Below are 19,924 nucleotides of genomic sequence, written 5' to 3' on the forward strand. Positions count from 1 at the left end.
CGTGCTGGCCCCTGACACCATCACACTGCATGCTCTATCGAAAGGTAGAAACACCACTCAAACGGACTTGACCCCTTCGTGGTCCTACTGCTAGTCGGCATAGGCTTGTTTATGGTGACTAGTACAACAAAGTTTCCCATATTTGTCCCTCTTTTTATGGGACTTGTATGCACAATCGCAATTCTCACCTCTGGGAAGCCCGATCCTGCTGAATGTAGTAAGCCCGATCCTGCTGAATGTAGTGACGTAAACATCACGAAACAGGCGGAGTCCGAACAAAAAGGGGTCGGTTGGATTATGAGGCTAACCTCCGTTCAGGTCGTTAACTTGGTCATAGCGTGGCGGGCTTCGGGAAAAATAAAAAGCACTTGGAAAAGGGGTGACTAGGAGATCTGGGGGAATGGTTGACATTATTCATGAAGCTCAGGACGCACACCTGTGCGCCCTATTCATCAAAGCCCACGGACACGGTGGAGACTACGAGTACGCGCGAGACGGCTCCAACAGCGCAGTCAAACACCTGCAAGCAATACTGGCAGAACTGCCCGCTACTTCCCCACTGGCCCGCGATGCCGGCATACTCGCTAAGTTCGTGCGTGCAGCACAGAGGAATTTGTCTCGGCAACGCCCTGACACAAACCGGTAGTATCACACCAAAATAACCATCATCGTTGCAACGACCCCTAGAATCCGCCCTGCTTGTTTAATCCATGAAAAGCCGTCAAAATAGAGATAGCCCTTTTCCCATAAACTATCTCCCTAGGACGCTCCCCATGGACTATGTCTTGGCTCTCGGCGAAAACCCCGATTTTCCTTTGTGGCTTCGCGCGACGCACCTCATCAACTTTGTACTCATCGGCACGCTCTTGCGCTCCGGGCTGGAAATGCTTTCTTCCATGCCGCGCCTGTGGTGGCGCAATGACTGCGCGCCTGGCACCGAATGGCTGCGTTTTACCAAGCGCAAGCTGCCCAAGGAAGAGGGCGTATATACCTCTTTGATGGACGAGCTTTCGTGGTCACCGGTCGTGGCGCTGCCGGGCCGCGAAAACATTGGCCTGGGCCGCCACTGGCACGGCCTTTCGGTCATGCTGTGGGTCCTCAATGGCCTGGTGTACGTCGTGCTGCTCTTTGCCACCGGCCTGTGGCAGCGCCTCATCCCCACCTCCTGGGACATCATCCCGGAGGCGTGGGATACCTTCAAGGTCTATATCAGCCTCAGCGCGCCCGGCATCGAGCACTTCACGCCATACGATGCCCTCCAGCAACTCGCCTACGCCTTCGTCATCTTCATCGTTGCGCCCTTCATGATGGTGACCGGCCTGGGGATGTCGCCGGCCATCCGCGTGCGCTTCCCGTGGTTTGTAAAGATGCTGGGCGGCCACCAAGGTGCGCGGTCGCTGCACTTTATCGGCATGGTCTTGATGTCCGCGTTCATCCTGGTCCACGTGGTGCTGGTCTTCTTCGTGCACCGCGAGTACAACATGGTCCACATCGTCTTCGGTGACGTCTCCACCGAGCGCTATGTGCAGGCCTTTACCACCGTCGTCATCACCATCGTGGCGGTCATCATCTTCTGGATTGCCCTGTCCTATTGGACCTTGGCGGACCGCGTCCGGGCACATAATTTCTTGGTCTCGTTCACCGAAATCGGCCGCAAGCTTTCGCTGAACCACTTCCACCCGCGCAAGCCCAAGGAAACCAAGGACTCGCCGATGCCCATTTCCTCCTTCCACTGGACCAACGGCCTGCCGCCGACGGAGAAGGAGTCCCCGGAGTGGACCGAGTACAAGCGCAATGGCTGGGAGGACTACGCCATTACCGTGGCTGATGATGTCAACGGCACCGAAAAGACCGTCACCCTTGAGCAGTTGCGGGAGCTGCCGCAGACATCCTACATCGCCACGCATACCTGCATGCAGGGATGGTCTGCGACCTCCAAGTGGGGAGGGCCCAAGCTTGCCGATGTCCTCGAGCTACTCTGCCCCCGCCCCGAAGGCGCCAACTACGTGCTCATCGAGTCCTATGGCTTGGCGCAAAAGATGTACGATAACCGCCCGCGCGAGCCTTTCTACGCGGCCTTCGATATCGAGACCGCCATGGAGGATCAGTCAATTTTGGCGATTTCGCGCAATGACCAGGACATCGATCTACACTTGGGCGCCCCAGTGCGCGCCCGCGTGGAATCGAACCACGGGTATAAGGCAGTGAAGTGGGTATCGCGGATTGCCTGGATTGGTGATTACGCCGACTACGGCGATGGCCGCGGCGGCACCCGCGAGGATTCCGCGCTCCAAGCCTTCAACGGCCGCATCTAACACCGAAGGATTAGAATTTGTTTCTATGACTGATAAATCTTCCGTCACCGAAACCCGCATCGCCATCGATGGCATCCGCAATGACAATGACGTGCGCAAGTGCCTGCAAAAGCTCTACGGCATCTTTGCCGATACGGGAATGGGCCAAGCCACCTTCGAGATGACCGGGGATGCCACCGCGGATGTCGTCATCAAGCACGCTGAGTCCGTCTCGGTGGACCCGGAGGTCATTGATGCAGCGGTGCGCAAAGCGGGGCCGTACCGCCTGGCCTAATCGATGCGCGGCGGCTCGTAGCCGTCCTCTTTAAGCCACGCGATATGCGGTGGGGTATTCATCCCCCACTCGCTGCGCGCCCACGCGAAGGTCTGGCGTACCTCGGCCTCGGAATAACCGCCATCGCGCAGGTACTGCCGGAAGCCATTCGGCCCGGAATCCTTGATCCAGAGCCAGACGTAGTCGTCGAGGGAGTCATCGGCAAGCAAGCTTTCTAAGCCCGCCGGAACGAACTCGCGCTCGGCGCGCACGCGGTCCGCCAAGTCCTCGTCGAGGAAATCGTAGAGGTAGTCCATCGCGTCTTCGAGCTCGGCATAGTGTCGTGGATCCATGGGCTAAATCTCCCGGTGCTTAGTGCCGATGACCATGCGGTCGATCTCTTCCAGTATCTCATCCACGATGGCCGGATTGAAGGCCCGATCCTTGCGCAGGACTAGGAGCTCGCTCTGCGCGGCGTTAAGCGCGGTGCGCCGGGCCTCCAGCGCGACGCGGCGGGCCTCCTCGGCGCGCTGCTTGCGCTCGTCGTTATTCTCGGCGGGGTTTTCGCCATCACCCAGGCGGTCCTCAAACCACTGGATGACGTTGGCGGAAATTTCCGGATCGACAGTTTCGGCCTCGCCGGTGGCATCGTCCTCGGGCCGGAATTGCGATAGCGCATCGATGCTGGCGGCGCGCGCCCGCGAGACCACCGCGGCGCGCATCTTATCGTTGGCGGCCTGCGAGGCCTCAGTGAGATCGAGCTGCCTCATCAGCCACGGCAGCAGCAGGCCGGGCAGCACCATGGTGACCAACAGGACGGTCAGGGCGATAACGGCCAGCTCGTGGTGGAAGGCGAAGACGCCGGTAGGAATGGATAGAACCAGCGCCAAGGTCACCAGGCCGCGCATGCCGGACCAGGTCATCAGCAATACCTCCTGCATCCGCAGCGGAGCAACGTGCGGGCGCCCGCGCGAGACGTTGAGGCGGTAGTAGAAGAACATCCACACAAAACGCACCACGAAGGCCACCAGCGAGAGGATCACGCCAACCATGACCGAGTGCCACAAATCCGAGCCGACCTCCGCGATGGCCGTATTAACCGTCAGCCCGATTAGGCCGAACGCGACGCCGGTAAACAGCAGCTCCATGGTCTCCCAGAAAGACTGGCCGGAAAGCCGGTCCTCGGCCTGGATATCAGCGCGCGAGTTGAGCTCGACGGCGGCGATGACCACGGCGATAACACCGGAGGCTTTTAATTCCTCGGCCACGAGGAAGGTGGCGAAAGGAACCACCCAGGTCAGGGCGTTGCGCGCGACCACATCGTGGACGCGGGTAATAAACAGCGCCGTCAGCCGCCCGATGAGCCAGCCGATGGCAAGCGCGACGACGGACGAATAGAGGAAGCTCAGCACGCCGCTACCAAAGGAGATATCGCCGCCCTGGGTCACGGCGGCGAGCGCGAGGTGGAAGGCGACGATGGAGGCGGCATCATTAAACAGCCCCTCCGTTTGTAAGGTGGTGATGATGCGGCGCGGGATGCCGGCGGGCTCGGCCACCGCATCCACGGCCACGGGGTCCGGCGGGGCGATGGCCGCGCCGATGAGGATGGCGGCGGCGATGCTAATCCCCGGCAGGAAGGCGTAGGCGGTTGCACCCACGGCGAGGGTGGTGGCAACAACGAGGAGCACGGACAGGCTCAGGATGGTCACCCACTGCCCGCGAATCACACCCCAGGACGTGCGCCGCGCCAGCGCCCACAGCAGCGGCGGCAAGAAGATGGGAAGGATGAGCTCGGTGGGGATGTCGAATTGCGGCAGCCCCGGCACGAAAACGGCGCAGGCGGTAATAATCGTCAGCAGCGCGGGCCAGGGCAGCCCGACCCTATCGCCGATCGCAACGACGAAGACGGTCAGCAGCATGAGCCCGATGAGAACCAGTAAAACTTCCATGGGCTCGATAGTATTACGCGCGCCAAATATACGGCTCGCGGCTCAATTCCTCCGGCCGGAATTGCGCGAGGAGCTCGGCGGCGGTCTCCGCCTCATAGCCCAAAGACTGCGCCAGCTGCTTGACGATGCCCCTCGGCTCCCCCATATCCCGCATCGTCACCGCGCCATCGCGCTTGGCCAGGCGCTTGCCCGCGGTATTCAGGACCAGCGGCACGTGCACGTAGCTCGGCGGTGCAATCCCCAATAAGGAGGCCAGGTAGGCCTGGCGTGGGGCGGAGGATAAGAGATCGTCGCCGCGGACCACCTGGTCGATACCCTGGTAGGCATCATCAACGACCACCGCCAGGTTATAGGCCCAGCCGCCGTCCTGCCCGCCGCGGCGCAGGATAAAATCATCGACGTCACCGGTGTACTCGCCGTGCAGGGCGTCGTGGATGGTGAAGATGGAGACGTCTGCGCGCAGGCGCAGCGCCGGCTGACGGTTCTCGGCGGCGAGCTGGGCGCGTTTGGTGGCACGTTGGGCATCGGAAAGCCCACGGCAGGTGCCCGGGTACTGGCCCGGAATGGCGTGCGGGGCGCGGGAGGCTTCGCGGATATCCTTGCGCGAGCAGTAGCACTCGTAGACCGGCAGCTTCTGGAGCGCCGCGGCATAGGCGGCCTCGCGATCCTGCTGGTAGATGACCTCGCCATCCCACTCCAGCCCCAGGGCCGCAAGGTCCGCAAGCTGGCGCTCGGCCGCCGCGCGGGAGGAGCGCTGCTTATCGATGTCTTCCACCCGCACCACAAACCTGCGCCCCGTCGACCGCGCGTAGAGCCACGCCAGAAGCGCCGTGCGCAGGTTGCCAAAGTGCAGATCGCCGGAAGGGCTCGGGGCGTAGCGGCCCGCCCCGGTGGTCGCGGAATTCATATTCCCAGCATACGGTTTGGCACAATGGTGGGCATGGAAAAATCCCCCTCCTCTCAAGTGCGCTTTATCCCCGTTCATTCCACTCTTTACCCCTGGCTCGTCACCATTTTCGTCGTGACGTTTTTGATTTCTAATATCAACGCCACCAAGGGCGTCCAGCTCGGACCGCTCGTGACCGATGGCGCCTTCTTCCTCTTCCCGCTGGCCTATATCGTCGGCGACGTTTTATCCGAGTGCTACGGCTTCAAGTCCACCCGGCGCGCCATCTACATCGGCTTTGCAATGGCACTGCTCGCCGTAGTGTGTTTCTACATCGCCATCTGGCTGCCCGCGGCGGATTTCTATGAGGGCCAGGAGGCCTTCGCCGCCACGCTGGGCCTGGTGCCGCGCATCGTTTTGGCCTCCCTGGCCGGCTACCTGGTGGGCCAGCTGCTCAACGCGTGGACGCTGACCGCAATGAAGAAGCGCAGCGGCGAAAAGGGCCTTTTCTCCCGGCTGATCGCCTCCACCGTGGTGGGCGAGTTTGGCGATACCTTGCTGTTTTGCGCCATCGCCGCGCCCGTCATCGGCATCGACACCACGAGCGGGTTCATCAACTACGTGGTGGTGGGCTTTGTGTGGAAGACGCTGATTGAGGTCGTCCTCTTGCCCATAACCTCCACTGTTATCAAGCTGGTGAAAAAGCGCGAAGATTACCGCGCCTTCGACGCCGCGTAGTAGCGGCCCAAGAATTCATCGCGGTAGTCCTCGTAGTAGCCGCCGTTGATGGCGGCGCGAATATTATCTACTAGCCGCACCATGAATTCCACGTTGTGGATGGTGCACAGCGTGCCGGCCAAAAATTCCTTCGCCTTGAGCAGGTGGTGCAGGTAGGCGCGCGAGTAATTCTCCGTGACGTAGCCGCCAAATTCCTCGTCGATGCCCTTGAAATCCCGCTTGAACCGCGCATTGGTGAGGTTGAGGCGGCCATCGAGCGTGTAGACGCCACCGCGGCGAGCCAGGCGGGTCGGCGCGACGCAATCGAAGGTATCGGCGCCGGCTTCGACCGCGGTGAAGATGTCATCGGGCTCGGAGATGCCGAGCAGGTGGCGCGGTTTATCGTCCGGCAGTTCGTCGCACACCCAGCCCACGATGGTGCCCAGGTTCTGCTTTTCCAGCGCGCCGCCGATGCCGAAGCCGCCGAAACCGCGCTGACCCTTCTCCCGCGCGGCGCGGTCCAGGTCCAAGAGCCCGCGGGTGGCCTGGCGGCGCAGGTCCTCGTATTGCGCGCCCTGCACCACGCCCCACAGCGATTGCTTCGGGCGGTGGTAGCGCTCGCGGGTGAGCCTGTCATGTTCCTCTAGGCACCGCTGCGCCCACCGGTGCGTGCGGGCCACGGATTCTTCCTGGTAGGTGCGCGAATCAATGAGCGTGGTCAGCTCGTCAAAGGCGAACATGATGTCCGCGCCCAGCCCGTGCTGAATCTGCATGGATTTTTCGGGCGTAAAGCGGTGCTTGGAGCCATCGATAATCGAGCGGAAATCCACGCCTTCCTCATCCACCTTGGCCATGCGCTCCCTTTTTGCGGCGCGAATATCCTTCTCGGTGAGATCCGCCAAGTCCATGGCGATGACCTTTTTAAAGCCCACGCCCAAAGACATCACCTGGAATCCGCCGGAATCGGTGTAGGTCGGCCCGTGCCAGTTCTCGAATTTCGCCACGCCGCCGGCCTCATCCACGATGTCATGGCCCGGCTGCAGGTAGAGGTGATAGGCATTGGACAAAATCGCCTGCGTTCCGGTGGCGCGAATCTGCTCCGGCGTCAACGTCTTCACCGTGGCCTTGGTCGCCACTGGGATAAACGCCGGGGTGGCGATATCTCCGTGCGGGGTGTGGATAATACCGCTGCGGCCATGCTTGCCGGGGCCTTCGGGCAGGCGCTTATCGATGTCGAAACTTAAGTCCTTCATTCCTTATTTTCCTCTTCTTCCCTGGTCTTCTGGCCGTCATCCGCGTGTTGTGCTTCCCATTCTTCCTCAAGCGCGGTGCCTTCGATGTCTACGGTGGGCAGGATCTTATCCAGCCACTTGGGCATCCACCACGTAGCACGGCCCATGAGGAACATGGAGGCGGGGACGAGGGTCATGCGGACAAAGAAGGCATCGAAAAGCACGCCCGCTGCCAAGGCAAAGCCGAAGATCTGGATGAACGGCAGCGGCTGGTTGATAAAGGCCACGAAGACCGAAATCATGATGATGGCGGCGGCCGTCACCACGCGCGCGCCCTGGGTAAAGCCGGTGATGGTGGCCTCATCGACAGCGCTATAGGGCCCCGCCGTGCCCTTCGGATGCCGCGCGATGTGCTCGCGCATGCGGGTGACCAGGAATACCTGATAGTCCATGGCCAGGCCGAAGGTCACGCCGATGAGGAAGATCGGCATGAACGATAGCAGCGGGCCGGGGCCTGGGACGAGGCCCCACAGGCCGTCTTGCCATACCAGCACCGTGAGTCCAAAGGCGCCGCCGACCGAAAGCAGGAAGCCGAGGCCCGCTACCAGCGGCACCAAGATGGAGCGGAAGACGACGAGCAGCAGCACGATTGCCAGCCCCACAACAATGCTCAAGTAAGGCGCCATCGCATCGCGCAGGCGCTCGGTAATGTCCAACTGCACGGCAGTCAAGCCCGTCAGGCCGATCTCGGTGCCGGTGGTGCCTTCGATCTCCTTGGTGGCAGAGCGCAGCGCGTGCGCGACATTAATGGTTGCGGCTTCCGTTGGCGAGGTTTCCGGGGTCACCATGATTTGTGCCGCGCGCTGGTCCTCGCTGAGTGCAACGATTTGTGCGTGCTTTACCCCGCCGAGCGTCTTCAGCTGATCCGCGGTGTAGAGGAAGGACGCCAGCGCTGCCTTGTCTTCGGCGCTGGTCGGCGCGGCGGCGTCTTCCTTGTCCTCGACCTCTGCGACGGGGGCGATTTCCGGCTCCGCTGGCTGTTCGCCGGGCTGATCCGCGGGGTGTTCCGCTGGCTGGTCGCCAGGCTGGTCAACAGGGTGTTCTGCGGGGTGATCACCGGGCTGGTCGGCTGGCAGGTCCGCCGGCTGATCGGGCGCCTCGTCGGGCGCGGGCTCAGGCGCGTTGTCAGGCGCATGATCCTCCGGATTATCGGCGGGTGGCTCGCCGGCGCCTTCTTCGGGTTCGGCTTCTCCACCTTGAGCCGCCACCAATGGGGCGAGTGCGGCTGAATCGGCGTTGATGGTGTGGGCATCGACAACCGCGAGGAACGGCCCGTTGACGCCGGGGCCGAAGCCCTCGGCCATCAGGTCGGCAGCCTTGCGCTGGGTGGTATCGGGATTCGAGGTGGTATCGGCAGGCAGCGCCAGCTCCATGTGGAGCACGGGGGCGGTCATGGCGCCGAGGGAGAGGACGACGAGGGCCATCGCCAAGCCGGGCACCTTTTGTACCAGTCGTACCCAGCGATGGCCCATGGTTGGGCCGCGGCGCACCTTTCCCTTGTGGGAAGGGTTGCCGGCCACGCCGGGGATGCGGCCGCTAAACGCCTTGTCCCCCAAAAGCCCGAGCATCGCGGGGATGAGCGTGAGGGAGACGAGGACGGCGATGGCCACGGTTGCGGCGGCGGAAAGCCCCATGGCGGTGAGGAATTCGATGCGTGCAATGAGCAGGGCAAAAAGCGCGGTAAAGACGGTGGTTCCGGCGAAGACCACGGAAGAGCCCGCCGTTCCTGCCGCCATACCGGCTGCTTCTGGGGCGGACATGCGGGCGCGCTCGGCGCGGTAGCGGGACAAGATAAACAGCGCATAGTCGATGCCCACCGCCAGGCCAATCATGATGGCCAGCACCGGCGTCATGTTGTTGAGCTCTATCCAGTGCGTGGTAATCAGCATGCCGCATGCACCCAGGCCGACCCCGATGACGGCGGAAATCAGCGGCATTCCAGAAGCGACCAGGGAGCCAAAGGTAAAGATGAGGACGAGGAAGGCCACGCCAAGACCGATGATCTCGGAAGTGGAGTTAACCCGAATCTCATCGCCAAACCCGGCGCCGCCGGCCTCGACGGTAAGCCCCTGCTGCCTGCCGATGTCCATCGCTTCCGTCACGATGTCCTTATCGGCCTGATCCACGCTATAGGGCGATTCGGCATCAAAATCGAAGGTGGTATAGGCAATGGTCTCATCCTCATTGACCATGGCGAGGTTATCGGCATCGGCACGCGCGGATGATTCCGGCAGCCCCATCTCCGTGAACTGGTGGACGACCTCGTCCTGCAGCCGCGGCGAGACCTCAAGCGGGTTGCCAAAGCGCATGGTATCGCCCATCTCCAGGTTGTCCTCGAGGTGGGAAATGACCGCGTTGATGGCCTTTTCATTGGCGGGATCCGAGAGCTTTTGGCCCTCCGGGGCTTGGAAGACCAAGTTCACCGATGGGGAGTTGGCGGGGTTTCCGCCTTCCGGGAAAAGGTCCATCGTCTTGTAAGTGGCATCGATGGACGGGGGGCCTTTGATAGCGAACTCGCTCGTCATCGGTTTCATCAACAAGGCGGTAGCGCCGCCGGCGGCGGCCAGTAGGACCACCCAGGTGACGATGACCTTCCATTTATTGAGGAATGACCAGCGCCCGAGCCGGTAGAGGAGTTTAGCCACGGGAAATGTACCTTCGCATTCGCGTAGTCGGACGGATTTAACTTCGCCCTAGTGTAGTTGCCGTGCCCCTTATTCCCTATTACTTAGCCGCCGGGCAGCCCGTATTCACAGACGATGCCAAGGCGGCGGGCCAAAAAGAACCGTGGCCATTCGATGCAGTCAAGGACTAGATCGGGTGGCCACGGCGGAGCGGCGTAGACAATGCAGCCGCGAGAGAGCGCTCGCTGTTTAAACGAACTTCGACAAGCTCAGACCAGGAAGAACGAGGTCAGAGAAGAAGGCGCTAATTTTCTTTACCCGCTCGATAACAGCAGCGATGGTCTCGCCTAGTGTGCCGAACGAAGAACCGTGGAAAGAAGAACCATCGGCTGCAGCGTTGTCGCCCGAAGGCTTCTTTTCTGGGGTTACCTGGTCAGATGGTTTAGCGTTTTCGGAGGCACCGTCGAATGCCACGGTGAGATCCGAGTTGGCATCGTCAAGCGGCTGCCCCACTGGGTACTTGCCCAAGAAGATGTCGGAGCCCGTCTGGGTCAGCGAGGTGGGGGCATCAGTTGTGGCATAGGTCTTGCCGGTTTCCGGTACCAAGGACTCAGTAAGCGTGAAGGTAGAGATTGCGGCGTCATCGCCAGACAATTCAACCGGCTTGTTCTTAAGCGGGCCCGAGGCGCCCGTAAGTTTATAATCCGCGGTGATGGTGGCGTTTTGTCCTGCTACTTCTACCTTGATATCCGAGAACGTGAGATCGACGCCGTAGGAACCATTAGGGCCGAGGCCTGGATAGCCTTGAATCTGCACGGATCCCTGAGTGTCAATAGTGCCGTTTCCCTCAGCATCCAGCGTGGTGTGGGCCGCATCGACCGGGAAGGTGAAGTCCTTTCCTACCTTCTCCGCGCCTTCGGTGGTATTGATGATACCTTTGGCAAGCGGGTTGGTCTCCACGTGGTGAATGAAGGATTCCTTGATGGGCCAGTTCAATTGGCCGGATTCCACGGCGGGGACATCGGCTGGAGCCTCATCGGCAGAGGCTACTGGGGCGCTGACGGCGCCAAGTGCAACCGCTCCAACGGCGATGACGGATGTTGTTTTCATGAATTTCTCCTCTTGAAAGCAGTGGTGAAGCTTTGCCTAAAATATTAGGCGAGCCTTACCTTATTTGGAAAATTAGAAAAAGTAAATCAGTGGCGCTTATCAAGCTCGGTGAAGATCCCCGAGTTGAAAGCAAATGCGCGCTGCGCCTCTGAGAGCAAAGCCTCGCGCTGCTCCGCAGTCAGCATGAGGCCGTCTAGGCGTTCGCGGTAGCCCTTGCGGTACGGCGGAATCTTGCCGATGGCACTGAAGTCATAAAAGTTCAGCGCATCCGGTTCGATGTCATAGAGGGTGCCGAGGCGCGCGGCAATCACCTGACCGCCGGAGACGTCACCGAGATACCGGACATAGTGATGGGCCACCACTTCTACCGCGCTGCCGGATACCCCTTCTAGGCGGGCAACGTAGGATGCTGTCGCCGGCAGGATCCGGATCTTTTCACGCCAGTCGCCGCCGACGAGCTCCGCCAGATCCGCCTCCAGAGCAAAGCGCCGCTCAAGGCGTGGATCGGCCACCGCACCGGCGATTGGAGTATGCGCCACACTGCGGACTGCACGCTCCAGAGACTCATAGACAAACCACAGCTGACCGCTTAAATCGGCGGCGGCCTCAGCGCTCAGCTGGCCCGACATGAGCCGCTGCATAAACGCCGAACCCTCCGCATTCTCATGGGCGTGGGCGGTCTCCTCACGCAATGCGACGGATAATGGTTTCTTGAGCGTCACAGTCACTGACTTCCTCCAAAGTAATGCTTACCTAATGTCCAAATATAAATTTAAGGTTAGGCAATCCTTATTTACAAGGCTTGTGGGAAGAAATCAACCAAAAGAACTAACTCCCTACCCCACCGCCTGCGGTGCGCGCGGCTTCGGGATGCGGCTGCCGACACCGCCCGCGCCGCTGACCCCCTATTATCGGATCAGCAGCTTGTTATCGGTGGAGTAGAGCACGCACGCTCTCAAGGGCGCCCGACTTCATAAACGCCTGCCCAAGAATGGCAAACATGCTGCCAATGGTTGCCACGCCCAAGATGTAGTTCCACACCTTGGCGAAACTAGAACCGGAGGGAGTGTCCTTCTCTGGCTTATCAGTTCCCGGCTTCTTAGACTCCGAAGTCTCAGGGCTCTTTGGAGTCTCCGGCTTCTTCGGCGGTGCCGGGGTCTGTGAGGTCGCTGGTGGCTGCGGAGCTGGATTGTCCTTCGGTGGCTGACTTTGTGGCTGCTCTTCCTTTTCCGGCGCAGCTACCGGCGGCTGCGGAGCAGGTTCGTTCTGCGGCATTTCATCCTTCTTTTGGCCGCAACCAGGAGAAACCTTGAGGGTTAGGTGGGCATCATCAAGCTCAGGCTTGTTCTCTGAGCTATACATGCCCATGAAAAGTTGGTCTACGCCCTCGATTTTTCCATCTTTTGTCCCCTGCTGCTCCTTGTACCGCACATCGCTGGCAGAAAGGGTCAGCGTGTCTCCCTCCTTGGTCCATCGCGCCGTGCCGTGGCCAAAGATCCCATCCCCAGTGCGCTTATTAGCGTCGATGTGGTCGTCCACGGTGTATTGAAGCATATTCTTACCCTCTACGTGATAGACCTCGTAGCCGGAACCGAGCTGGGCTTCATTACCGGAGGTCTTGATGAAAGGTGCCACTACCGTGGAATGCAGAGCTCCGTGGTGACCGGTGAACGTTATCGAGGAGTCTTTGCTCTCGATATTGGACGACACCACATTGCCCTCCTCATCTACCGTTACCGTAGAGGTTGCAGGATCGACCTCGAAGCCGAAAGAGAAATCCTTCCCCTTAGGATCACCGGTTTGCGTCACTGGGCCACTAGTGGACCAATCACCAGCAGCAAAACCGCTTTTGAGGTAGGAACGCCACGAGTGCTTAATTCCCCAGTTCAAGGAACCGGATTCGATGGTGCAAGTTTCTTCCGCAGAAGCGTGTGGCACGGTGAGCGCGGTCGCCGCGAGAGCGGTGACCACTACTTTCTTAAACATGGAAATCCTCCAATTTATGTGAGAAGAGTGGGTTGATGGTGGGCGTGGCACGCTGTGGATGTACCTGCAGCCCATCGACGGATATCGGCCAGCCATACACTTGAGACAATGTTGGACTGGTAAAGACCTCATCTACGCGCCCTTGGGCTGCTACTCCCCCGCACGACAGGCATACGAGATGATCGCAATATGCTGCTGCCGCGTTGAGGTCATGCAGCACCACGAGGACGGCGACGCCTGCCTCGCGGGCAAGGGCTTTTACTGAGCCCAACAGTTGTTCTTGGTGCCGGATATCCAGCGCGGCCGTTGGCTCATCCAGCAAGATCACCGGGGTATTTTGGGCAAGCACCCGTGCGAAGGCCGCGCGGGCGCGCTCACCACCAGACAACGTGCTGATGTCTCGGCCCGCTAGGTGCGCGACGCCGGCGGCATCGAGGGCGGCGTCAATAAAGTCATCGTCGAGATCTGCGTAGGCAGTTCCTTCCCACGGGCGGCGCCCCATCGCAACGACATCGCGGACAAGGAATTCGAAGGACACCGAGACGTCTTGGAGCATCACCGCACGCGTGCGCGCGAGCTCTCGCGCTGGCGCCTTGGGCGATAACCCACCCACGGTGATCTCACCGGAATAGTCGATATCTCCAGCCACGGCAGCTAGGACGGTGGATTTTCCGGCGCCGTTCGGACCGATAAGTCCTGTAACTTCGCCCGCTTGAGCAGTGAAGGACACCTGGTCCACGAGGGTGTGCTCCCCCACGCGAACGGTTAAGTCTTTAGCGTTTATCATCAGTGCACTCCTTTGCGCATCATGCGGCGCAGCAAGATGAAGAACGTTGGCCCACCCACCAGGGCGGTGAAAATGCCGATGGGAAGATCCGCAAAAGAAATCATCGTGCGCGCTGCCACGTCGGCGAAACCAATGAGTACAGCGCCGCCAAGGGCGGAAGCCGGCAGCAGGATGCGGTTTTCTGGTCCGACGACGCTGCGCAGCAGGTGGGGAACGATAAGTCCTACAAAGCCAATGAGGCCGGCGAAGGAAACGGCCGCGGCGGTCAACACTGCCGATGCCACGATCGCCACGATGCGCAGCCACGGCACGTTCACGCCGGTATGTGCGGCGGCGCGCTCGCCGAGCGCGAGGACGTCCAACTGCTTGCCCAGGCGCAAGGCCACTGCGAGGCCAACCACCACGATGGGCAGTACCGCCCAGACGTGTTTCCACTGCGAGCCGTTGAGGGAGCCCATCTGCCAGAAAATGATCGCTTCGCGGTTGGCGGTCGGCGCCAAGTACACCATGAAAGAGATGATGGCGTTGCATACCGCATTGATGGCGATGCCGGTGAGAATCAGGTGCACCACGGCAACCCTTCCGTTGTGGCGCGCAAGCTGATAGATAATGAAGGTAACCAGCAGCGCGGTAAGGAAGGCTGCGGCGGGAACGGTAAAGGTACCGAAGAATTCGATATTAAAGACGATGACTACGGCCGCACCAACGCCCGCACCGGAGGTAACGCCGATAATGGAGGGTTCTGCCAGGGGGTTGGCGAACACCGCCTGCATCAGCGTGCCGGCCACGCCCAAGGCCGCACCCACCACGAGCCCCAAGACCAAACGCGGTAGGCGAATGTCCCACACCACGCTTGCGGTCAAGGAATCCTCCCCGTGGCCAGCTGCCAAAATGGGGAAGAGATCAGACAGCGGTACATAGTATTGCCCCAGCACGACGGAGATGAGCGCCGCGAGCACGGTGAGAATCCCCAGGAGTACGAATACCCAAGTGCGCTGCGTGCGGCGGCGCGCGAAGGTGTCCGTGCCCTTACTCATTGTCCGGGTCATACACAGCCTTTGCTAGCTTCACCAGCGTTTGCCCTGTCATGGGACCAAATGCCAACGATTGGCCGTCCGGGATAGTCACGATGCGCTTCTTCTGGCCGGCGGTGGTCTGAGCAACGCCGGGCCGCTCCAGCAAGCCGTCAATGCCGCCGGTGGATTCCAGGCCATTAGTCATCATGATGATCACCTCTGGATTGATGCGCGCCAGCGCCTCAGCATTAGCAGGTTCTGCATGGGAAAGGTTGTTTTCTGCAGCCAGATCCACGCCGCCGATGCCTTCAATCAGGTCTTGCGCACCGGTACCGTCACCCATGATGAAGAAAACGCCGCCGTTTCCGCGCGCATAGAGAAACGCCACGCGCATCGGATCATCGGGAACCAACTCTTTGATGGCTCCCTTTGCCTCGTCGATTTCCTTGGTAGATCGTTCGGCTAGCTCGCGTGCTTCGTCGGGCAAGCCGAGGGCATCGCCAAGCGTGGTGATGTCCTCGCCCACCGAATCGATGGTGCGCTCAGGTTCCATCACCACGGTGGTGACACCCGCCGCCCGGATTTGATCGATGGCATCGCGCGGGCCAATGGAGTGATCCACAATGACGAGCGTCGGCTGCAGCTCCAGCACCGCCTCCACGTTGATATTGTGGCCGCCTTCGGTCACCACCGGGAGATCCGCCAGGTTGGGCTCGGTAGAAGAAACTGTGCGGCCGACGATATTATCCGCAAGCCCCAAGCCGCTAAGAGTCTTGGTATAGGTGCCATAGATATCCAACGCGAGGATGCGGGAGGCATCGGTGACAGTGACGTCATTACCATCGGCATCGGTAAGCTCCACCGGAAGCGCCGGCTCTGCCTTATCAGTAACCGGCTCGATATCGTCAAAATCCTTGACATCGCTGACACCTTCAAAGGATCTGGGGTCCGAGAGATCGGCGGGATCCGGTAGCTGATCGGTATAGCTTCCCTGCACACCGCACGCGGTAAGGCTGAAGATGCACAGGAATGGCACGAGGAAACGAAGAACGAGTTTCACGGCAATCTTTCTAAGAGTTGTTCATGACAAGCCGACTGGTGGAGCCACCGGCGATGATCAATCCGACGATGAAGAGCAGTAGATAGGTGGTCGGGTTATCTAGGCCCCCGCCGGGAGACGTCGCGGACTTGACCTTGAATTTGTTCGATCCGTCCTCGTATCCCTGCCCCGAGTCACCGGCTAGCGCTGAGTCCCCGGCTGCGGCATGCGCGCCGCCTTTGGAACCAGAGCTGCCCTTTCCGTTTCCGCCCGCGCCTGATCCGTCGGATCCGGAACCTGAGCTAGAACTGCCGCCACCGGATACGGCGCCGCAATCAGCGCTTCCGCCCAAGGCGGCGTGGAAGCTCAGCGGATCCAACTGGGTGCCTGGTTCATAGAACTCAGCGAGTGCCTGGGAACCGGCCTCAGAAAGCGATACCGCAGCTTCACCGGACACTTCGTCCGTGCCGACGTCGAGGGAATTAAAACTCAAGGTGCCAATAACAGTGCGCCCAAAGTCTTTCTTCTTGCCTTCCATATTGGAAGAGCGCACGTCAGCGATAAGCTCGCCAGAATTGCCGTTGAAGGTGATTTCCAGATTGGCGATGTTGAGGTCCAGCTTGCCGTGGTGCCCGGTGAACTGCATGCTTCCGCCATATTGCACGGAGCCCGCGCCATCTTTTACGGCACCGGAGTTACCCGTGAATTGGAAACGTCCATTGTCATAGCCAACACCAGAGAGATCCCATCGGCCTTGGGCAATGGATCCGGTGATATAGGACTGGAAGGATTTCTTTAACCCCCACTGAGCAGTGGCTTGCGTAACCCCAGTGGCCTCACAGACAGCATCGCCCCCGCCAGATGCTTCCGCACCTGAATTACCTGAGCCCGGGGCACCGGAATTCGCAGTTCCAGAGTGCGAAGGACCAGATCCCGCTGCTTTGCCAGTTCCTGAGGCACCGCCGCCTCCGCCCGAACCAGAGTTACTCGGTGATGAATTTCCCGCTGCAGAGTTAGTAGAAGCCGAGTTTCCTCCAGTGGAGTTCGACGTACCCGAAGCAGAACCATCCGAATTCGAGTTCGATCCGCCCCGATCGTTGAAAGACTCCAACTCATCCAGGAACGCCTGGGTATTGCCCATGAACGTAGTAATCCCGTTCATCGTGTCATTGGTTTCAGACAGGATGTCCATGGCTTCCTTGTTAAAGCCCGTGAAGGAACCCGTAATGGACGTCAAGGGACGCTTCTCACCGGAACCGGAGCCAGATCCGGAACCAGATTCGGAACACGAGCCATCAAGCGCAATGCCGCCAGAGGACGGATCTAAGGCTTCACCTGGCTGGTAGAAACCGGTGAAAAACTTGGCCCCGCCAGAGGTCAGAGTGATAGATCCAGACAAATCAACCTTTCCGGCACCATCTTTGACGGGGTTGGCCAGATTAATGGTGGCGATTACCTCATCATTGCCTTGGATCTTTTTACCGCGGCTGAGTTCTTGGCGGTTCATTTCATAGGAGACGTAGTCCACGGAAATCTGCGCCTGCTTACCAGAGGCCTTGACCTTGAAGTCCGACATTGTCATGTCCAAGACTCCATCGTGGCCGGTAAAGCTCAGCGTTCCATTGAACGGAATCGTGACGTTCCCACCAGACGCATCGGGCTTTCCTGCAGTAAAGACGAACGCACCATCGCCCCGTTCGTCGCCCGTGAAGCCAATGCCGTTGGCACCCCATCCACCGTGGGCGATATTGCCTTTGACGTAGCTGCGGAATGACTGCTTGATGCCCCATTTCCATGTGCAGGATTCATCTGCGTGGGCAACCGGGGCAGAAGACAAAAGTGGGGCGAATGCCGCGACGAGGAAAGCAGCGACGATGATGCCGAACGCCGACTTCCACAGTTTTCCAATCATGTTGAGAACCTTGTTTTCGTGCCTAAAAATGATATAGGCTAAGCTTGCCTAATTGAAGTAAGTGTATCCTGACCTAACTTCTATTGATTGTCAATAAACCACCCCCCTATAAGAAACAAAAATGCACAACGACCCCCGTAAAGACATCTTCAACAGCATCTATCCAGATGTCGATCCCACACAGAACTTCCCACTCACGATCGGTGAACGCTTATCCTTAGCGCTTTCCGTCGGCGTATTTATGTTCGGCGGCGTAAGCGGCAGCCTGCTCATTGCCGGTATTGGCTTGGCCTTTGTGGTCGCCTGTTCCTTGGCACTTGCACGTAAAACGCCGCGCCGCATCCGTGCGGAGGCGCGCAGCCGATTCCCCCGGGAACCGTGGGCCGAACAACCCAGCCTCCTCGTGCCCGCCGTATGGATCGTCATCGCAGTAATCGCTGCCCTGGCGTGGTGGTTCACCCCCGTGAAATACCTCGCGTGGAGCGCGGGCGCCATGGCCGTCATCGCTGCCGTCGTGACGTGGTTCCTCCCCACCCTACAGCGCCGCCGCACGCGGGCTGCGCGCGCAAAGCACGACGCTTAAGCCAACCCAAAGCCCAAAGCCACCCCGTTGGAGAAAACAAAAATAGGCCCCGACCTGCATTAACAGGTCGGGGCCTTGCGCGGTGGCGGCGGGATTTGAACCCGCGGTTGGGGGTTACCCAACAATCGCTTTCGAGGCGATCACCTTCGGCCGCTCGGACACGCCACCGCGTTCCAGATTACGGGAGGACCCCCGATGCAACAAAATCGCCGCGCCAGCATTAAGCCAGCGCAGCGATTTCGCTATGAAGGGACTATAAAATTAGTCCTTCTTCAGGCCACCGATGATGTCGTTGGCCTTGTCCTTGATGCTGTCAGCAGCATCGGACAGCTTGTCCTTAGCCTCGGAGGCGACCTGGTCGGCCTTGCCTTCGTTGGCTACGTCTTCGTTACCGGTTGCCTCGCCGAAAGCTTCCTTTGCCTTGCCTGCGAGGTCGTCCTTCTTGTTTTCCAAATCGCCCATTTTCTCTCTCCTTAAATGAGTCGGATACTGTGTGACTGCAACTATACTCACTTTTCGCGCAGTGTGGTGAAAAATTTTTCCAGCAACGCCACGCAGTCTTTTTCGAGGACGCCACCGCGGACCTGAGGGGTAAAGGGCGCGGTGGGGGCGCGCAGGACATCGATAAGCGAGCCGCACGCACCCGTCTTCGGTTCAAAGGCGCCAAAAACCAGCGAGCTCACCCGGGCGGATTGCAGGGCGCCGGCGCACATGGCGCAGGGCTCTAAGGTGACCACGAGCTCGCAGCCGGTCAGGCGCCAGCCATCGCCGTGGATGCGCACCGCCTGGCGGATGGCCTCGACCTCGGCGTGGGCGGTGGGATCGCGCAATTGCTCGCGGCGGTTGACACCGGTGGCGAGCTCGCGACCGGCGGCATCATAAAGCACCGCCCCAACCGGCACATCCCCGGCGGGGGTCTGGCGCGCCACCGCGAGGGCGCGCTGCATGCGTTTCTGCGCGCGCTGCAGGGGCTTAGGCGTTATCAATGACGTCTTCTAGCTCATCCCCAAAGCCCAGGTCGCCGGCGATGCGCAGGAGCATATCGGAGGGCCAATCGTCCTCATCATCGATGATGTAGCCCACCTGATCTTCGGATAGGCCCAGGTCAGCGAAAATATCGAAGTCGCCCTCACCGTAGGGGTCAGCCTCTTCCGGGTCCACGTCTGGAATCTCGTAGTCATTGAGTTCCATGAAATCCGCGGCAAAGTCATCATCAACGCCATAGGTGGCGTCTGAAATTAGCATTTTCACCCCGCCGGGCACGGGCCGCACGGCAATGAAGTAGGCGTCCTCTACGCAGAGAAGGGCGAAAGCTGCGCCTTCAGAGCGCAGGGAGCGCACCGCGGTGATGGAGGTTTGCGGGTCCTCAAAGTCATCATCGAAGCTGCGCACGACCCATTGTCCCTCGTTGCGGGCGACGGTAACCGCGAAAGAGTAATTTTCGTTGCTCATACC

19 protein-coding genes and 1 tRNA gene are annotated in these 19,924 nt (G+C 60.1%); 4 read left to right on the forward strand and 16 right to left on the reverse strand.

The annotated features are described in order from the left end of the window. The first annotated feature begins 773 nt into the window (after positions 1 to 773). Together ABRP66_RS09775 and ABRP66_RS09780 are read left to right on the forward strand one after the other, a co-directional pair. Complete coding sequence (locus tag ABRP66_RS09775; RefSeq protein ID WP_349838629.1) at positions 774 to 2,315, forward strand: molybdopterin-dependent oxidoreductase; 1,542 nt, start codon at positions 774 to 776, stop codon at positions 2,313 to 2,315. A 25-nt stretch (positions 2,316 to 2,340) separates the two neighbouring features. Beyond that, a complete protein-coding gene (locus tag ABRP66_RS09780; RefSeq protein ID WP_284785516.1) occupies positions 2,341 to 2,589 on the forward strand; it encodes a hypothetical protein in 249 nt (82 codons plus the stop codon). On the opposite strand, the gene ABRP66_RS09785 is transcribed toward ABRP66_RS09780, so the two are convergent. The 3 genes from ABRP66_RS09785 to gluQRS are packed head-to-tail and all read right to left on the reverse strand — an operon-like array spanning position 2,586 to position 5,424. Continuing rightward, entirely contained in the window at positions 2,586 to 2,921 is a 336-nt protein-coding gene (locus tag ABRP66_RS09785; RefSeq protein WP_023029973.1) for a hypothetical protein, read from the reverse strand. The genes ABRP66_RS09780 and ABRP66_RS09785 overlap by 4 nt on opposite strands. A 3-nt stretch (positions 2,922 to 2,924) precedes the next feature. Continuing rightward, the gene (locus ABRP66_RS09790; RefSeq protein ID WP_284771133.1) at positions 2,925 to 4,517 is read right to left on the reverse strand and encodes a cation:proton antiporter; all 1,593 of its coding nucleotides are present in this window, start codon (positions 4,515 to 4,517) and stop codon (positions 2,925 to 2,927) included. 13 nt (positions 4,518 to 4,530) lie between these two features. Then, positions 4,531 to 5,424 carry a tRNA glutamyl-Q(34) synthetase GluQRS gene (gluQRS, locus tag ABRP66_RS09795; RefSeq protein WP_284783682.1) on the reverse strand — a complete coding sequence of 298 codons (894 nt, stop codon included), beginning with the start codon at positions 5,422 to 5,424 and terminating at the stop codon, positions 4,531 to 4,533. Between the two features lie 24 nt (positions 5,425 to 5,448). Here gluQRS and ABRP66_RS09800 point away from each other — a divergent pair, with 24 nt between their 5' ends. Further along, positions 5,449 to 6,141: a queuosine precursor transporter gene (locus ABRP66_RS09800; protein WP_023024985.1), complete on the forward strand. Its 693-nt coding sequence runs from the start codon at positions 5,449 to 5,451 to the stop codon at positions 6,139 to 6,141. On the opposite strand, the gene tgt is transcribed toward ABRP66_RS09800, so the two are convergent. The 9 genes from tgt to ABRP66_RS09845 all read right to left on the reverse strand — a co-directional run bounded on the left by tgt (position 6,117) and on the right by ABRP66_RS09845 (position 17,886). After that, positions 6,117 to 7,373 (reverse strand): tRNA guanosine(34) transglycosylase Tgt, encoded by a 1,257-nt coding sequence (tgt, locus tag ABRP66_RS09805; protein WP_284796866.1) that lies wholly within the window; start codon positions 7,371 to 7,373, stop codon positions 6,117 to 6,119. The two genes, ABRP66_RS09800 and tgt, sit on opposite strands and share 25 nt — an antisense overlap. After that, on the reverse strand, positions 7,370 to 10,057 hold the full coding sequence (locus ABRP66_RS09810) for an MMPL family transporter (RefSeq protein WP_349838630.1): 2,688 nt from the start codon (positions 10,055 to 10,057) through the stop codon (positions 7,370 to 7,372). The genes tgt and ABRP66_RS09810 overlap by 4 nt, the downstream gene beginning before the upstream one ends. A gap of 228 nt (positions 10,058 to 10,285) precedes the next feature. Next, the gene (locus tag ABRP66_RS09815) at positions 10,286 to 11,146 is read right to left on the reverse strand and encodes an HtaA domain-containing protein (protein ID WP_284771137.1); all 861 of its coding nucleotides are present in this window, start codon (positions 11,144 to 11,146) and stop codon (positions 10,286 to 10,288) included. An 86-nt stretch (positions 11,147 to 11,232) separates the two neighbouring features. Then, a complete protein-coding gene (locus ABRP66_RS09820) occupies positions 11,233 to 11,874 on the reverse strand; it encodes a biliverdin-producing heme oxygenase (protein ID WP_284771138.1) in 642 nt (213 codons plus the stop codon). A 199-nt stretch (positions 11,875 to 12,073) separates the two neighbouring features. Continuing rightward, positions 12,074 to 13,132, reverse strand: coding sequence for an HtaA domain-containing protein (locus tag ABRP66_RS09825; protein ID WP_284771139.1), 1,059 nt, complete (start codon positions 13,130 to 13,132; stop codon positions 12,074 to 12,076). After that, the gene (locus ABRP66_RS09830; RefSeq protein ID WP_284771140.1) at positions 13,125 to 13,919 is read right to left on the reverse strand and encodes a heme ABC transporter ATP-binding protein; all 795 of its coding nucleotides are present in this window, start codon (positions 13,917 to 13,919) and stop codon (positions 13,125 to 13,127) included. The genes ABRP66_RS09825 and ABRP66_RS09830 overlap by 8 nt, the downstream gene beginning before the upstream one ends. Continuing rightward, positions 13,919 to 14,968 (reverse strand): FecCD family ABC transporter permease, encoded by a 1,050-nt coding sequence (locus ABRP66_RS09835; protein ID WP_410758063.1) that lies wholly within the window; start codon positions 14,966 to 14,968, stop codon positions 13,919 to 13,921. The genes ABRP66_RS09830 and ABRP66_RS09835 overlap by 1 nt, the downstream gene beginning before the upstream one ends. Further along, complete coding sequence (locus ABRP66_RS09840; RefSeq protein WP_284771142.1) at positions 14,949 to 15,995, reverse strand: heme/hemin ABC transporter substrate-binding protein; 1,047 nt, start codon at positions 15,993 to 15,995, stop codon at positions 14,949 to 14,951. Before ABRP66_RS09840 ends, ABRP66_RS09835 begins: the two co-directional genes overlap by 20 nt. Positions 15,996 to 16,005: 10 nt before the next feature. Further along, positions 16,006 to 17,886: an HtaA domain-containing protein gene (locus ABRP66_RS09845; RefSeq protein ID WP_349838631.1), complete on the reverse strand. Its 1,881-nt coding sequence runs from the start codon at positions 17,884 to 17,886 to the stop codon at positions 16,006 to 16,008. Positions 17,887 to 18,007: 121 nt separating this feature from the next. Here ABRP66_RS09845 and ABRP66_RS09850 point away from each other — a divergent pair, with 121 nt between their 5' ends. Next, positions 18,008 to 18,469 carry a hypothetical protein gene (locus ABRP66_RS09850; protein ID WP_284771144.1) on the forward strand — a complete coding sequence of 154 codons (462 nt, stop codon included), beginning with the start codon at positions 18,008 to 18,010 and terminating at the stop codon, positions 18,467 to 18,469. Positions 18,470 to 18,549: 80 nt separating this feature from the next. On the opposite strand, the gene ABRP66_RS09855 is transcribed toward ABRP66_RS09850, so the two are convergent. The 4 genes from ABRP66_RS09855 to ABRP66_RS09870 all read right to left on the reverse strand — a co-directional run bounded on the left by ABRP66_RS09855 (position 18,550) and on the right by ABRP66_RS09870 (position 19,921). Then, positions 18,550 to 18,637: transfer RNA gene (locus ABRP66_RS09855), tRNA-Ser, on the reverse strand. Positions 18,638 to 18,730: 93 nt separating this feature from the next. Continuing rightward, positions 18,731 to 18,931 (reverse strand): CsbD family protein, encoded by a 201-nt coding sequence (locus tag ABRP66_RS09860; protein ID WP_005276418.1) that lies wholly within the window; start codon positions 18,929 to 18,931, stop codon positions 18,731 to 18,733. Between the two features lie 47 nt (positions 18,932 to 18,978). Continuing rightward, positions 18,979 to 19,455, reverse strand: coding sequence for a nucleoside deaminase (locus tag ABRP66_RS09865; RefSeq protein WP_284771145.1), 477 nt, complete (start codon positions 19,453 to 19,455; stop codon positions 18,979 to 18,981). After that, on the reverse strand, positions 19,442 to 19,921 hold the full coding sequence (locus ABRP66_RS09870) for a tRNA adenosine deaminase-associated protein (protein ID WP_023024959.1): 480 nt from the start codon (positions 19,919 to 19,921) through the stop codon (positions 19,442 to 19,444). Before ABRP66_RS09870 ends, ABRP66_RS09865 begins: the two co-directional genes overlap by 14 nt. Positions 19,922 to 19,924: the final 3 nt, after the last annotated feature.

This window comes from Corynebacterium sp. KPL2680, from assembly GCF_040225675.1.
GTDB classification, from domain to species: domain Bacteria; phylum Actinomycetota; class Actinomycetes; order Mycobacteriales; family Mycobacteriaceae; genus Corynebacterium; species Corynebacterium rhinophilum.